This window comes from Bradyrhizobium sp. IAR9, assembly GCF_013408065.1.
Lineage (GTDB): Bacteria > Pseudomonadota > Alphaproteobacteria > Rhizobiales > Xanthobacteraceae > Bradyrhizobium.
The window spans coordinates 87,777-101,569 of sequence record NZ_JACBZW010000009.1 but is presented as its reverse complement, the minus strand read 5'-3'; the positions used below and the strand labels follow the sequence as shown (position 1 = coordinate 101,569).

Below are 13,793 nucleotides of genomic sequence, written 5' to 3'. Positions count from 1 at the left end.
CGAAAAGCGCTTGACCCGGACATCTCCAGATGGTCGGAAGGATCGTCTAGGGATGAAATAAGCACAACATGCGGCTTCCGTTCTTCTACGGCTGGGTCGTGGTCGCCGTGACCTTCGTCACCATGGCCATCGGCGTCAACGCGCGTACCGCCTTTTCACTGTTCTTTCCTCCCATCATCTCCGAATTCGGCTGGGAGCGCGGCGTCACCGCGGGCGCCTTCTCCTTCGGCTTCGTGGTGTCTGGCGTGGTCAGCCCGCTGATCGGCCGCCTGATGGACCGCGCCGGCCCGCGCGCGGTGATGGAGCTCGGCGTCGTGCTGATGGGCGGCGGATTGCTGCTTGCGCCGCTCACCAGCGCGCCCTGGCACCTCTATGTCACCATCGGCGTCATGGTCGGTGCAGGATCGGTGTGTCTCGGCTATTCCGGCCAGTCGCTGTTCCTGCCGAACTGGTTCATCCGCAAGCGCGGCTTCGCCATCGGCATCGCTTTCGCCGGCGTCGGCATCGGCTCGGTGACGCTGCTGCCATGGGTGCAGCACATGATCGAGCAGACTGGCTGGCGCACCGCCTGCACCGCGATGGGCCTGCTCATCCTGGTCGTGCTGGCGCCGGTCAATCTGCTGCTGCACAAGCGTCCGCAGGATATCGGCCTCGAGCCGGACGGCGATGTCGTCCCGGCCGCAGGTGCGGCCCAGCCGATCTCCAATGTCGTCGATCCCGTCTGGGTCAATACCGACTGGACGCTGAAACGTGCCGTCGCGACCGCGCGATTCTGGTGGATCGCACTCGGCTATTTCTGCGGCCTGTACATCTGGTACGCGGTGCAGGTGCACCAGACCAAGTTCCTGCTCGACATCGGCTTCAGTCCCGGTGTCGCGGTGTGGTCTCTCGGCATCGTCAGCCTGCTCGGCATTCCCGGCCAGATCCTGCTCGGCCATGTCTCCGACCGGATCGGGCGGGAATGGGTGTGGGCGATCAGTTGCGCCGGCTTTGTGATCTGCTTTGCGGCGCTGATGGCGCTGAAGTTCCAGCCGTCGCTGTGGCTGGTCTACGTGATGGTGTTTACGCAAGGCGCGTTCGGTTACGGCCTCACCTCGATCATGGGCGCGGTGGTGTTCGAGATTTTCCAGGGCAAGCACCAGGGCAGCATCTTCGGCACGATCATGCTGGCGGCGCTGGCGGGCGGTGCGGCCGGACCGTGGGTGACCGGCTTCCTCTACGATCGCACTGGTGACTACACGCTCGCCTTCGCCATCGCGATGATCGTGAGCGCCTTGTCGGCGCTCTCGATCTGGCAGGCCGCGCCGCGCAAGGTGCGGGCCGTCGCCGGCCGGCTGCACAAGCTTCACGCGGGAACCGGCGCGGATTAGTTCCGCACCCATCAAGATACCGTCGCCGTTTTCGCGGATCGTTAAGCATGCCGCCTCTTGGCGAGGAGGAATGACGCGGCAAAAAACGACTTGGACACCATCGGAGCGTTAGCGTCGGACCGCTTGCCGTATTTCCCGATATCGCCGGGTCAAACGATGTCCGCCTTCGATTGTCTCACTGAAATTCCGGACGTGCTGCGAGCCGCGCTCGAACGCGCCGACGATGGCGTCGTCATCGTCGATGACGCGCATCGCATCACTCATTTCAACGCCGCCGCGGAGCGCATCTGGAAGTTGGCACGCACCGACGTGCTGGGTCGCGATGCCGAAATTCTCGCCCTCAAGGGCCTTCAGGCCGATCCGGTGGCCGATCTCCGGGACGAGATCAGTCTCGTGCGCCGTGACGGCAGCCGCATCAGGGCGGCTATCGCGCTGTCTTCCGTGAAAATCGGCGGCGCCAATCATTACATCCTGTTTGCGCGTGACGTCACCATCGAAGCCGAGCGCCGCGTCAGGATCGGGCTTCTCCACGCCGTCTCCGACCAGACCAACCGGGCGGTGATCATCAGCGACACCGAGCAGAACATCGTCTATGTCAATTCCGCCTTCACGACGCTGTTCGGCTACAGCAACGCGGAGGCCGAGGGCCGCCGCGCTGGCGAGCTGATCGCCGGCCGGCATACCGATCGCAAGGCCATCGCGAAGCTCATCAAGCGCCTGATGCATGGCGGTCGCCGCGGCGAAGCCGAGGTGCTGGTCTACGACAAGGACGGCGAGGAGATCTGGGTCTGCGCCCGGATCGATGCCTTCCGCGACACGAAGGGCCGGGTCAAGCACATCTTCGCGCTGCTCGAGGACATCACCGAGACCAAGCAGCTGCGCTCGCTCCAGCAACTCATCATGGGCGCGCTCGCCGACGAGGTGCCGATCGGCGAGATCGCCGACAGGCTGTGCCGTCGCGTCGAGGAGATCGCGCCCCACGTGGTCTGCTCGTTGCTTCACGTCGATGCCGCGGGCCTGATCCATCCGCTCGGCGGCCCCAGCCTGCCCGATGATTATTCCCGCGCGCTGGACGGCGTGGCCATCGGCCCCGATGTCGGCTCCTGTGGCACCGCCGCTTTCTACGGCGAACCGGTGCTGGCGACCGATCTGGAGACCGATCCGCGCTGGCAGCCCTACAAGGCGATGCCGCTCGCGATCGGCCTGCGCGCCTGCTGGTCGACGCCAGTCAAGGCGAAGGACGGCCGGGTCATCGCGACCTTCGCCTTTTACTATCGGGAGCCGCGCGCGCCAAGCAATTGGCACCGGCGCATCGTCGAGGCCTGCGTCAATCTCGGCGCCTTCGCGATCGAGCGCAAGGAAGCGCGCGCCGAGATCGCGCGGCTCGCCTATCACGACATTCTCACCGGGCTGCCGAACCGCGCGCAGCTGCGCCACCTGATCACCACGGCGATCGATGCCTGCCCGACCGGCAGCCATGTCGCACTCGCTTTTCTCGACGTCGATCATTTCAAGGACGTCAATGACACGCTCGGCCACGCCGCCGGCGACGAGCTCCTGATCCAGCTCGCCCAGCGCCTGCGCGAGCAGATCGGCCCCGAGGACATGCTGGGACGGCTCGGCGGCGACGAGTTCGTCATCCTGCTGCCGCAACGCAACGCCGAGAGCGCCGCGCGCGTCGCGGCCGACATCACGGAGGCGCTGGCTGCACCCTTGAAGCTCGGATCGAAGCTGATGCCGATGTCGGCCAGCATCGGCATCAGCCTCTATCCCGACCATGCCACCGACATCGACACACTGATGCAGCAGGCCGATGCCGCCATGTACATGGCCAAGCAGGCGGGCCGCTCGACCTATCGTATCTTCAGCGCCGAGATGAACGGGCTCACCGAGCAGCGGCTGGCGCTGATCGCGGCGCTCCGCCGTGCCATCGCCGAAGGCGCGCTGACTCTCAGTTACCAGCCGCAGATCCGCAGCTGCGACGGCGCCATCCACGGCGTCGAGGCGCTGTCGCGCTGGCGTGATGCCGTGCTCGGCGACGTCTCGCCGGCAAAATTCATCCCGCTCGCCGAGGAGTGCGGCCTGATCGAGCAGATCGGACTGTGGTCGGTGCGCGAGGCCTGCCGGCAGATGGCGAGCTGGCGTCGCGCCGGGCTCAACATCCCTAGCGTGTCGGTCAACCTGTCACCGATCAATTTCCGCAACGTCACGCTGGCCGCGCGGCTCAAGGACATTCTCTCCGAATACGATCTGTCGGCGGACGCCTTGATGCTGGAGATCACCGAAGGCGCTTTCATGCAGGACGGCGTCGCCGCGCTCGAGACGATGAACGCGATTCGCGAGCTCGGCGTCGGGCTCTCGTTGGACGATTTCGGTACCGGCTATTCCAGCCTCAGCCGTCTCGCGCATTTGCCGATCCGCGAATTGAAGATCGACCGCAGTTTCATGCGCGATATCGAGCGTGACGCCGGCGCGCTCGCGATCGCCACCGCCGTGGTGCGCGTCGGCCAGGGCCTCGGCATGACCGTCGTCGCCGAGGGCGTCGAGACCGAAGGCCAGCGCAAGACCCTGGCCGAGCTCGGCTGCGACGTCGTGCAAGGCTTTTTCTACGCCCCCGCACTTCCCCCCGTCGCGTTCGAGCGCTGGCTGATCGAGCACTGCGCCGAGCAGGCGAGGGCGATGCTGGGGCGGCTGGATGTTGGGCCGGCAGGCAGCGACGCCGTAAGGCGGTCGGCTTAGGGGCCGCGCCGAACACAGGGTGCGAACTCACTCATGCGGTGAGTACGCATCCCCGGCTCTAACCCGACGAGCGGTCAGTAGTCCCAGAAGGCTGGCACCCAGCGAAAGTGGTCGCCGTCGACCGCGACCCGGCCGATGGACGGGAACGGCATGTGCGTGGCGACGAGGAGTTCTTCGTTCGCTGCCAGCTCGCGCAGAAGATGGACCCGGACGCGGGCCGCCTCTTCGGGATCGTGCTCGAAGCCATTGTGCCAGTCGGGGTGGTCGAACCCGACAGTGAACACGGCGTCGCCGGCGAATGTCAGCCGATCGCCACCGGATGCCAGGCGGACCACGCTGTGCCCGGGGGTGTGGCCACCGGTGCGCGTGACCACCACGCCCGGTGCCACCTCGTGCTCGTCCTCGAAGGTACGCAGCTGGTTGTGGTATTCTTTCGCGAACCGCTTGGCGGTCGCCCGAAGCGCGTCCGGGAATCCCGGCGGCATCGAGACGTGGGAGAAATCGGGCGCCTCCCAGAATGCGACCTCGGCGGCTGCCACGTGGATGCGCAGGTCCGGGCGCAGCCGCTCCTTCACCTCGTCAACGAGCAGCCCGCCAATGTGGTCCATGTGCATGTGCGTCAGCACCACGTCGGTCACGGACTCAAGATCGATACCGGCGGCTTCCAGTCGTTTGCTCAACTGGCCGGCCCGCGGCAAGTGCAAGTCCGGGTCGGATCCCAGTCCGGCGTCGACGAGGATGGTCCGGTCGCCGCTACGCACCACGACCACGTTCAGCGCCCAATCGAACGCGTCCGGCGGCAGGAACATGTCCTTCAGCCACGCCGCGCGGACGGCCGGGTCGGCGTTGTGGGCCAGCATCGCGCCTGGCAGCGTCAGTACGCCGTCGCTGATCACCATCACGTCGATCTCGCCGATCTTCAGCGCGTAGCGCGAAGGAACCAGCTCTTGGGACCCCGGCTCGCCGGGGCGTGTGGTGTGGTGCAGGTTCATGTTCGTCTCCTCAGTGTTACGGATCGTCTGTTTCATCTTGAAAGCTCCTTCGTTCTGTCTTGACGCAGTTCAGTAAGTGACCGCGCGTCTGCCGTGGGCAGTGCGGTCAATGCCTTGAGGTGTTCGGAGATTGGGGCGTTCTGGGGCGACCTGATCCAACACGCGGTTAGTAGTCCCACCAGGTCGGGACCCAACGAAACAGGTCGCCTGCGGTCGCTACCCGGCCGATCGACGGGAACGGCATGTGCGTGGCGACGAGCCACGCGCCCGTCTCCGCCAGCTCGCGCATGAGCCCGATCCGGACGCGGGTCGCCTCCTCGGGATCGTGCTCGAAGCCGTTGTGCCATTCGGGGTGGTCAAACGAGACCGGGAATATGGCATCGCCGGCGAACATCAGCCGGTCGCCGCCGGACGCCAGGCGGACCACGCTGTGCCCGGGGGTGTGACCGCCGGTGCGCCTGACGACCACGCCCGGCGCCACTTCGTGCTGCTCCTCGAAAATGCGCAACTGGTTACGGTATGCGTCCAGGAACTGGCTGGATGCGCGCCGAGCCAAGTCGGCGAGCGCGGGCGGCATGGCGGTGCGGGAGAAATCGGGCGCTCCCCAGAACTTGACCTCGGCCGCGGCCACGTGAATCCGCAGGTCCGGACGCAGCCGCTCTTTCACCCCGTCGACGAGCAGCCCGCCGACATGGTCGAAATGCATGTGGGTCAGCACCACGTCGGTCACCGATCTAAGATCGATGCCGGCAGCATCGAGTCGCGAGCCGAGCTGCCCGGCGCGCGGAAAGTCCGGGTACTCCACACCGAGCCCGCTGTCGATGAGGATGGTCTGGTCGCCGCTGCGCACCACGACCTCGTTCAGCGCCCAATCGAACGCGTCGCGCGAAAGGAACATGTCGTCCAGCCACGCGCCTCGTGCAGCCGGGTCGGCGTTGGTGGCCATCGACTCCGCGGGCGGCGTCAGCACGCCATCGCTGATCACCATCACGTCGATCTCGCCGACACGGAGCGCATAACGCGACGGAACCAGCTCGTCGGACCGCGCTCTGTCGAAATGTGTGGTGTCGTGCAGGTTCATGTTCGTCTCCTTCTGAGCGTGAGAAATCATCTGATTCATCTTTGAGACTCCTCTGTTCGCATGTGGATTGTTGAGGGGCTGCAGCGGGCCGCGCCCGCAGGAGCGCGGCCGTCATCAGGTGGGCGTCTAGAGATCAGTCACGCGTTCCGGATCGGCTGACGCGAGCGCGGCGGCACGCTCGGCGCGCGGCGGGTAGATCCAGACCGTGTTGATCTCCCGCTTCGTCTTCTTGGCGACGTCGCCGACCATCTCGACGTTGCGCTCCCAGCCGCGCGTAAACAGCGCGCCGGCTTCGCCGAGGTCGAGACAGGTGACATAGGTTTTCTGGTGGTAAGGCCTGGTCGTGAGGCCGAGCAGCTCGGCTGCGGCATTGTTGCCGGCGAAGGCGCCCATCCGCGTGGCGTGCTGGCACGACATCAGCGCGTAATTGCCCTCGTCGTCGCAGGCCGCACGCGCCGCATCGCCGGCCGCGAAGACGCCCTGAACGCATGTCACCTGCAGGCAGCGGTCGACAAGCAACCGGCCGAAACTGTCGCGCTCGGCGGGAATCTGCGTCGTCAACGGTGCGGCGCGAATGCCCGCCGCCCAGATCACGGTCTCGGTTTCGATGTGCTCGCCGCTGGACAGGGTGACGCCGGATTTGTCGAGCGAGGCGACCCCTGCACCGAGGCGGGCTTCCACGCCAAGCTTGCCAAGGGCTTCCTCGATGATGGGACGGGGACCCGCGCCCATGTCGGGCGCGATCGACGTGTTGCGTTCGACGATGATGACGCGAGTCTTTGCGCTCGTGCCGAGGATGTCGCGAAGCCGCGCCGGCATTTCGGTGGCCGCCTCGATGCCGGTGAAGCCGCCGCCGCAGACGACGACCGTGTCGCGCCCGTTCGTGGCCGGCCGCTTGGCGAGGCCATGCAGATGCTTGTCCAGCGTGATCGCATCCTCGAGCGAATCGACGCTGAAGCCGTGCTCGGCAAGGCCCGGAATGTTGGGGCGAAACAGCCGGCTGCCGGTGGTCACGACGAGGCGGTCGTAAGAGAGCGTCTTTTTCGTGCCCTTCACTGTCGCGATCTTGACCATACTCGATTTGGTGTCGACCGTCTCGGCGCTGCCCTGAACATAGGTAACATCGATGGCCCTGAGCACGTCGAGCAAGGGCGCCGTCAGGGTCTCGGGCTTTCGTTCATAGAGCCGCGGGCGAACCACGAGCGTCGGCTCGGGGGCAACCAGCGCGATCTCGAGCTGGTCTGGCGAGACGCCCTGGATCTCGCGCAGGCGGGCGGCGGAAAGGGCGGCGTACATGCCGGCAAAGCCGGCGCCGATGATGACTAGTCGCATGAGTTTACTCCTTGATCTCTGCGTTTCGATCTCTGCGTTTCGAAAGTCCGTGCGCGCCCGTCGCTGCTCCGCTTGAGGCAGCGTCCGGTGACGGCACGAAGAGGTGAAGTGAATCGTCGGCCTTAAGGCGCGGCGCAGCGCGACAGCGGCGAACTCGATGGCCAGCCTTGGTGCAACGAACTTTGGCGTAGCCAACCTTGACGAAAGACGACCGGCTGAGTCGTCCTCGGGCCCCAGTCCTGGTAGGGAAGACCGGAGCCATCCCGGGTCATGATGGACACCAGCGGGTAGGTCGGATGCATGGCTTGCGCCGGAATCTCGACCTGCTCGCCCGTCGCCGACGTGAAGCGAACGGCCAGCGAGAGTCCGTACAATGTTGCGGTTGCAAGGCCTCGGCGTCGCGAAGCGATCACCCGCCGGCTGATGAAGTTTTTCCAGGTCATCTTCGGTCTCCGTCGATTGGTCTGGCACGGTGATGGTCTAGCGGATCGAATCTGCCGCTGCGCCAGAGCGATTGCCGCGGTTGCATCGCGATTGCTGCTAACGCTTGTGCCTGCGCCAGTCGCTCGGGCTCTCGCCGGTCAGCTTTTTGAAGGCGACTGCGAATGCCGTTTGCGAGGAATAGCCAAGCGCAGCTGCGATCGAGACGATCGAATCGTCGGAGTCGCGCAGCATCTTCATGGCCTGCTCGAGCCGGTGCTGGCGCAGCCAGGCATGCGGTGAAAGTCCAGTGCTTTCCTTGAACGCGCGGCGGAAATGGAAGCGCGACAGCCCTGCATCCGACACCAGCGCGGCGAGTGACAGGTCCGCCTCGACTTCGAACCGCAGGCGCTGGATCGCGCGGTTCAGTGTCGTCGCTGACAGTCCGCCGATGACGGACTGGATCGGCGGGGCTCGTTAGCGCGCGTGCCGCCTGCGCCAGTCGCTCGGCGTCTCGCCGGTCAGCTTCCTGAAGGCTGCTGCGAACGCCGTCTGCGACGAATAGCCCAGCGCCGCGGCGATCGAGACGACCGCTTCGTCGCTGTCGCGCAGCATCTTCATGGCCTGCTCGAGCCGGTGTTGGCGCAGCCAGGAGTGCGGGGAAAGGCCGGTGCTCTCCTTGAAGGCGCGGCAGAAGTGAAAGCGCGATAGTCCGGCATCGGAAGCCAGCGCATCGAGCGAGACGTCCGCATCGCTGTCCGAGCGCAATCGTTCGATCGCACGGAGCAGGATCTTCGGCGACAGCCCGCCCATGGTCGGCTGGAGCGTGGCTGGCGAACCTGTGTGCGCAACCAGCAGGCGCGTGGCCAGAAGATCCGTCAGCTGATGCCGAAACAGCGTATCCAGGGCTTCATTGCCTCCCAGCGTATCAGCCGCGCTCAGGAGCAGCCGAGACGTAATGGGGTCAGGATGCGCCGTCCGCTCCAGCAGCTCGTTCGTTCCCGTGATCTCGGCTTCGCGAGCAACGCGCTTCAACGTTGCATCGGGAAGATACAGTTGAACCACATCCACGGGCTTCGGAATGTCCCAGCGGGAGCTTGATCCTTCCGGAATGATGACCACGACCCCGCGACGAAACGTGCCGATCGCAACCGATTTTCCTGTCCGCCGCTCCATGCGCTGCACCATGCCGTTATGGGCCATGATCACGTGGTGGCTCATGGGCTTGACGACGTCGTGCAATCGATCATGTTTCCAATGGGCAATCCCGGCGCCGGAGGAGTCCAGTGCCATGCGAAGTGGCTCGGTCCCGAGCACGCGCGCCATTTCCGCATCGGCGCGTCGCTCGGAGCTCGAGCGATCGTGCGGCTGTGAGCCCGGCGGGGGTGGCAAGCCCTGGTGCGAGGGATTGCGCATGAGTGCAGTGCTCCCGGTCATTGGGTGGCTCCTCCTGATCAGCTCAAGCTTTCGATCAGTGTCCGTATTTGTACGGGCGTGTTCTATGCGCTGCGAAGGTTCCGCGTATTTCCTGAAGCGGTGATGCTTTGTCCGATCCTGCTCCAAGCCGCCGCCAGCTTTCACAAACGCACGATGGGCCGGCGACGCGCTTGCCGAGGCATTGAGCCGGGATTGCGCGAGAGGTAACAAAACTCGTTGAAATTGCTCGTGAAAGGCGATCTGAGGCAATAATGCGGCGGGCCGTCATACGGCTGTCGCTCCGACGCGCTGGTCTGGACCGTCGCCTGGCGATGTCGGATAATTAGGGGTGATTTGGCGATGGCGCCGCGCTCCCAAGTCCCCTCTCATACGAGATCACGGCCATGACACAGGCAGCTGCCTTCGCGCAGAAGGTCGAACGTTTCCTGCATCTGAAAGATGCGCCGCCAACGCTGGTCACGCGTTCGCTGCGCAGCGCCGAGCTCGCCGTCACCGAGACCCGGGATGACCATCCCATGCCGCGTCTTTCCGATTCGATGCCCTCGGAGGACGCCTATCTCGTCAGCCTCAAATTTCGCGATTTCGCCGATTGCGAGTGCTGGGAGCGTGGCCGTTGCGTGATCAAGAGCGATATCCGCGCCGGCGCCACCTATCTGTACGACCTGAAACGCGATCCGCGCTATGTGATCGACAAGCCTTTCCATTCTCTGTTCTTCCATCTGCCCCGTTCAGTGCTGGACGACATGGCGAGGCAAGGCGGCGCGCCAAGGATTGGCGAACTCGCCTATCAGCCCGGCGTCGGCCATGACGATATGACGATCCGCCATCTCGGCGCATCGTTCCTGGCGGCATTGCGCCAGCCTGATGAGGCCAACCAGCTCTTCATCGACCACATGATGCTCGCGCTCGCCGCACATGTTGCGACGACCTACGGCGGATTGCGGTGCGCCGCCGAGCCGGCGCGCGGCGGCCTTGCTCCTTGGCAGGTCAAGCGGGCCTGCGAAAGGCTGGAATCCGATCTCCGCGGAAAGCTCTCACTGGACAAGATCGCAGCCGAGTTCGATCTCTCCGTCAGTCATTTTTCGCGTGCATTTCGCGTCTCCACCGGCCTGCCGCCGCACCAATGGCTGCTGCGCCAGCGCGTGGACACGGCCAAGCAATTGATGACGGTGCGCGACCTGTCGCTGGCGGAGATTGCGATATCGGCCGGGTTCGCCAATCAAAGCCACTTCACCCGGGTATTTTCCTCGGTGGTCGGGATGAGCCCGGGAATATGGCGCCGCGAGGCGCAGGGCGTGCCGGAAAGCGAAACGTGATCCGGGCTCAAGACGCCATCCGCTCAACGGCGCCGTGCCTGAGAGATGGCATAGGCGGCGCTGCGCGCTGCAAACATCTCGTCCGGCGGGTGGCCGATGCCGTCGGCAAGATTGGCCGGATTGAACGCGGACCCGTCGCACGCCTCGTCTGATTCTGTGCCCGTGATCACGATCGTTCCGAGGCGTACCGCTTCGCGCGCATCCTCATCGGGCCAACGCTCGGTCACGTCCATGACGGGGTCGCCGGGCCGGTCCAGCAGCGCCATCACGCTGAACCTGACATCGCGTGCCCCGATCCGGGCTTCGAGCTCGCCGCGCAGAAAGCCGGGGGACTCGGGTGTGGCTGCGTCCTCGGGCGGCCTGCCTTCGTCGCCGACCGGCGCGACCTTGAATTTGATGAACCGTGTCTCGCCCTTTGCGTTCGTCGCGGGAAAGGCGTGCACGCCCCAGTAGGTCGTGCACGCAAGGCTTGCGGGCGGCGGATGCACGGCAAGGTAGCTTGCCTGATGCAGCGTTTCGGGATTGGCGGCGGAGAATGCCTCGACCTGCGCCATGTCCTGCTTGCCGTCCGGTCCCGGCATGCGCGCCTGGAGGAACGCCAGCATCTGGTCGAGCGTTCTGGCGAAATGAACCGGGGCGTTCTGTGTGAAGATCTCGGAGCGCTGATCCCCGCTGCCGAGCCGGAAGCTGAAGCCGCGCAGCGAGCACCTGTCAGTGTTCATCGCGTTCGGGGGGCAGCCGTCCGCCGAGAACCGCGCCAGCACCCGGGACGGCTTGGTGAAGCTGCGGGATCTGGTGATCTCCTTGGCCTGATGCGACGGGGTGTAGGTGCCGCGAACGCATTGGCCCCAGGCAAAGCTCGCCCGTGCCTTTGGCGGAAGCCCGGCAACCGCCTTCAGGGCATCGACAACAGACGTCGGCGTGGCAGCGCCGCTGGGGAACTGAGGCAGGACGAAACCCTGGGTTCGAACGATGGCGCTCGTTTGTGACGCAGGGCGGATCGAGCTTCTTTCCCAAAGCGGGCGCGCCTTGTCCGATCCTGCGACAAATCTCGCGGCTCGCTTGCTCGGGGCCACCGCGCGCTATGAAGACGCCCCCGTGTCCGACGCCAGCCCCGTCCTCCGCCGCAAATCCGTGATCGCCCGCAGAAAGCTGTCCGCCGGCGTCGTCTCGGGATCGATCAGCCGGTGCAGGCGAAAGCCGTCTTCGAGCGCCAGCACGACGGAGGCCATCCAGGGCGGATTCAGATTGTCGTTGCGTCCGTTGCTCTTCAACGTCGCCTCGACGATGTCGGCCACCAGCTTGCGCCGCGCGCGCAGGCGTTTGGCAAGCTCGGGACGGCGCTTCTCGGCGCGGGCGACGAACAGGATCATCTCCATGTGCAGCAGCGGCGAGCGGGCGAGGGGATCCTGCCGCGAGCGGTCCATCGCCTTCAGCGCCGCGATGAAATCGTCGAGATTGTCGTGCTGGGCGAGGATGTCCATGTTACGTCGGATCGACTGCTCGACATGGTCCTCGAGCATGGCGATGATCAGCTCGTCCTTGCTCTTGAAGTTGGAATAGAACGCGCCGCGGGTGAAGCCTGCCGCCGCCGCGATCGCCTCGATGCTGGCGCCGCCGATGCCGTCCTGCTCGAACACGCGCGCGGCCGCCTCGAACAATTTGTCGCGCGTATCGTCCCTGGTCGGTCTGGTTCTCACCCTTGACATCGGACGAGGTTAGGGCAGAATGCAACTCGATACAACAATGTATCGAGTTGATAATTCAGGGATGGTTACGCCGGGCAGTGGGGCTGCGATCGGCGTATTCGTGTCATCGGCAACCGATTGAGGTCACCATGAACGAGCACGTGCAAGGCGCAGGCGGACCGCTGTTCAACCCGCTGTCGCCGGACTTCATCCGCGATCCCTATCCGCACTATGAACGGCTGCGCACGAACGATCCGATCCACGTGACGCCGTTCGGCCAGTTCGTCACCAGTCGCCACGCCGACGTCAGCCTCGTGATGCGCGACAAGCGCTTCGGCAAGGATTTCGTCGAGCGCTCCAAGCGCCGATATAGCGCCGCCATCATGGACGAGCCGGTGTTCCGCAGCATGAGCCACTGGATGCTGCAGGCCGATCCGCCCGACCACACCCGCCTGCGCGGCCTCGTCGTGAAGGCCTTCACCGCCCGCCGCGTCGAGGACATGCGGCCGCGCATCCAGGAGATCGTCGACCAGGCCATCGATGCCGTGATCGAGCGTGGCCACATGGACCTGATCGAGGATTTCGCCTTCCGCCTGCCCGTGACCATCATCTGCGAGATGCTCGGCATCCCCGAGGACCACCGCGAGGTCTTCTACAAGAGCTCGCGCGACGGCGGGCGGCTGCTCGACCCCGTGCCGCTCACTGCCGAGGAGATCAGGAAGGGCAACGAGGGCAACCTGATGGCGCAGATGTATTTCCAGCAGCTGTTCGAGCTGCGCCGCAAGAATCCCGAGGACGATCTCACCACCCAGCTGGTGCAGGCCGAGGAGGACGGCAACAAGCTCACCAACGAGGAGCTGACCGCCAACATCATCCTCTTGTTCGGCGCCGGCCACGAGACCACCGTCAATCTCATCGGCAACGGCCTGCTCGCGCTCCACCGCAATCCGGACCAGCTTGCGCTGCTCAAGGCGCGCCCCGAGCTGATGGCAGGCGCGATCGAGGAATTCTTGCGCTACGATTCCTCGGTGCAGATGACCGGACGCGTCGCGCTGGAGGAGATCGAGGATCTCGGCGGCAAGAGGATCCCCAAGGGCGAGACCGTGCTGTGCCTGCTCGGCTCGGCCAACCGCGATCCCGCGGTCTATCCCGATCGGCCCGACCAACTCGATGTCACCCGCCAGAATGTGAAACCGCTGTCGTTCGGTGGCGGTATCCATTTCTGCCTGGGTGCCCAGCTGGCGCGCATCGAGGCCGAGATCGCCATTGCCACGCTGCTGCGGCGGCTGCCCGATTTGCGCATCGACAACGTCGAAAACCCGGAATGGCGGCCGACCTTCGTGCTGCGCGGCCTGAAGCGGCTGCCGGCGAGCTGGTGAGGCGCGCCGGCATTAACCTCCGCGCGCAACAGTCGCTGT

The 13,793-nt window shown here is 65.3% G+C and carries 11 protein-coding genes and 1 pseudogene; 4 read left to right on the top strand and 8 right to left on the bottom strand.

Going from position 1 to position 13,793, the window contains the following annotated elements:
• Positions 1-68 precede the first annotated feature (68 nt).
• Together GGD67_RS23375 and GGD67_RS23370 are read left to right on the top strand one after the other, a co-directional pair.
• Complete coding sequence (locus tag GGD67_RS23375; protein WP_179736126.1) at positions 69-1,370, top strand: MFS transporter; 1,302 nt, start codon at positions 69-71, stop codon at positions 1,368-1,370.
• A 156-nt stretch (positions 1,371-1,526) separates the two neighbouring features.
• Positions 1,527-4,109 carry an EAL domain-containing protein gene (locus GGD67_RS23370; RefSeq protein WP_179736124.1) on the top strand — a complete coding sequence of 861 codons (2,583 nt, stop codon included), beginning with the start codon at positions 1,527-1,529 and terminating at the stop codon, positions 4,107-4,109.
• Between the two features lie 74 nt (positions 4,110-4,183).
• Here the strand turns inward: GGD67_RS23370 and GGD67_RS23365 are convergent, their stop codons facing one another.
• The 6 genes and pseudogenes from GGD67_RS23365 to GGD67_RS23340 form a co-directional block, all read right to left on the bottom strand.
• Positions 4,184-5,137 carry an MBL fold metallo-hydrolase gene (locus GGD67_RS23365; RefSeq protein WP_179736122.1) on the bottom strand — a complete coding sequence of 318 codons (954 nt, stop codon included), beginning with the start codon at positions 5,135-5,137 and terminating at the stop codon, positions 4,184-4,186.
• 130 nt (positions 5,138-5,267) lie between these two features.
• Complete coding sequence (locus tag GGD67_RS23360; RefSeq protein ID WP_179736120.1) at positions 5,268-6,221, bottom strand: MBL fold metallo-hydrolase; 954 nt, start codon at positions 6,219-6,221, stop codon at positions 5,268-5,270.
• A gap of 87 nt (positions 6,222-6,308) precedes the next feature.
• The gene (locus GGD67_RS23355) at positions 6,309-7,514 is read right to left on the bottom strand and encodes an NAD(P)/FAD-dependent oxidoreductase (protein ID WP_179736118.1); all 1,206 of its coding nucleotides are present in this window, start codon (positions 7,512-7,514) and stop codon (positions 6,309-6,311) included.
• 122 nt (positions 7,515-7,636) lie between these two features.
• Positions 7,637-7,957: a hypothetical protein gene (locus tag GGD67_RS23350; RefSeq protein ID WP_104463432.1), complete on the bottom strand. Its 321-nt coding sequence runs from the start codon at positions 7,955-7,957 to the stop codon at positions 7,637-7,639.
• A 97-nt stretch (positions 7,958-8,054) separates the two neighbouring features.
• Positions 8,055-8,399, bottom strand: a pseudogene (locus GGD67_RS23345) (helix-turn-helix transcriptional regulator); the annotation flags it as partial.
• 12 nt (positions 8,400-8,411) lie between these two features.
• Positions 8,412-9,371, bottom strand: a complete 960-nt coding sequence (locus GGD67_RS23340) for an AraC family transcriptional regulator (RefSeq protein ID WP_177237001.1) — start codon at positions 9,369-9,371, stop codon at positions 8,412-8,414.
• Between the two features lie 383 nt (positions 9,372-9,754).
• Between GGD67_RS23340 and GGD67_RS23335 the strand changes: the two genes are divergently transcribed.
• The gene (locus GGD67_RS23335) at positions 9,755-10,687 is read left to right on the top strand and encodes an AraC family transcriptional regulator (RefSeq protein ID WP_018319687.1); all 933 of its coding nucleotides are present in this window, start codon (positions 9,755-9,757) and stop codon (positions 10,685-10,687) included.
• A gap of 23 nt (positions 10,688-10,710) precedes the next feature.
• On the opposite strand, the gene GGD67_RS23330 is transcribed toward GGD67_RS23335, so the two are convergent.
• Positions 10,711-11,637, bottom strand: a complete 927-nt coding sequence (locus GGD67_RS23330) for a catalase (protein ID WP_179736379.1) — start codon at positions 11,635-11,637, stop codon at positions 10,711-10,713.
• Between the two features lie 132 nt (positions 11,638-11,769).
• Positions 11,770-12,396 (bottom strand): TetR/AcrR family transcriptional regulator, encoded by a 627-nt coding sequence (locus tag GGD67_RS23325; protein ID WP_179736116.1) that lies wholly within the window; start codon positions 12,394-12,396, stop codon positions 11,770-11,772.
• 128 nt (positions 12,397-12,524) lie between these two features.
• Between GGD67_RS23325 and GGD67_RS23320 the strand changes: the two genes are divergently transcribed.
• Positions 12,525-13,754 carry a cytochrome P450 gene (locus tag GGD67_RS23320; protein WP_179736113.1) on the top strand — a complete coding sequence of 410 codons (1,230 nt, stop codon included), beginning with the start codon at positions 12,525-12,527 and terminating at the stop codon, positions 13,752-13,754.
• The last annotated feature ends 39 nt before the right edge of the window (positions 13,755-13,793 follow it).

Coding starts and splice junctions, on each gene's coding strand:
- GGD67_RS23375 (WP_179736126.1), top strand. CDS start 69: ATGCGGCTTCCGTTCTTCTACGGCTGGGTCGTGGTCGCCGTGACCTTC.
- GGD67_RS23370 (WP_179736124.1), top strand. CDS start 1,527: ATGTCCGCCTTCGATTGTCTCACTGAAATTCCGGACGTGCTGCGAGCC.
- GGD67_RS23365 (WP_179736122.1), bottom strand. CDS start 5,137: ATGAAACAGACGATCCGTAACACTGAGGAGACGAACATGAACCTGCAC.
- GGD67_RS23360 (WP_179736120.1), bottom strand. CDS start 6,221: ATGAATCAGATGATTTCTCACGCTCAGAAGGAGACGAACATGAACCTG.
- GGD67_RS23355 (WP_179736118.1), bottom strand. CDS start 7,514: ATGCGACTAGTCATCATCGGCGCCGGCTTTGCCGGCATGTACGCCGCC.
- GGD67_RS23350 (WP_104463432.1), bottom strand. CDS start 7,957: ATGACCTGGAAAAACTTCATCAGCCGGCGGGTGATCGCTTCGCGACGC.
- GGD67_RS23340 (WP_177237001.1), bottom strand. CDS start 9,371: ATGACCGGGAGCACTGCACTCATGCGCAATCCCTCGCACCAGGGCTTG.
- GGD67_RS23335 (WP_018319687.1), top strand. CDS start 9,755: ATGACACAGGCAGCTGCCTTCGCGCAGAAGGTCGAACGTTTCCTGCAT.
- GGD67_RS23325 (WP_179736116.1), bottom strand. CDS start 12,396: ATGTCAAGGGTGAGAACCAGACCGACCAGGGACGATACGCGCGACAAA.
- GGD67_RS23320 (WP_179736113.1), top strand. CDS start 12,525: ATGAACGAGCACGTGCAAGGCGCAGGCGGACCGCTGTTCAACCCGCTG.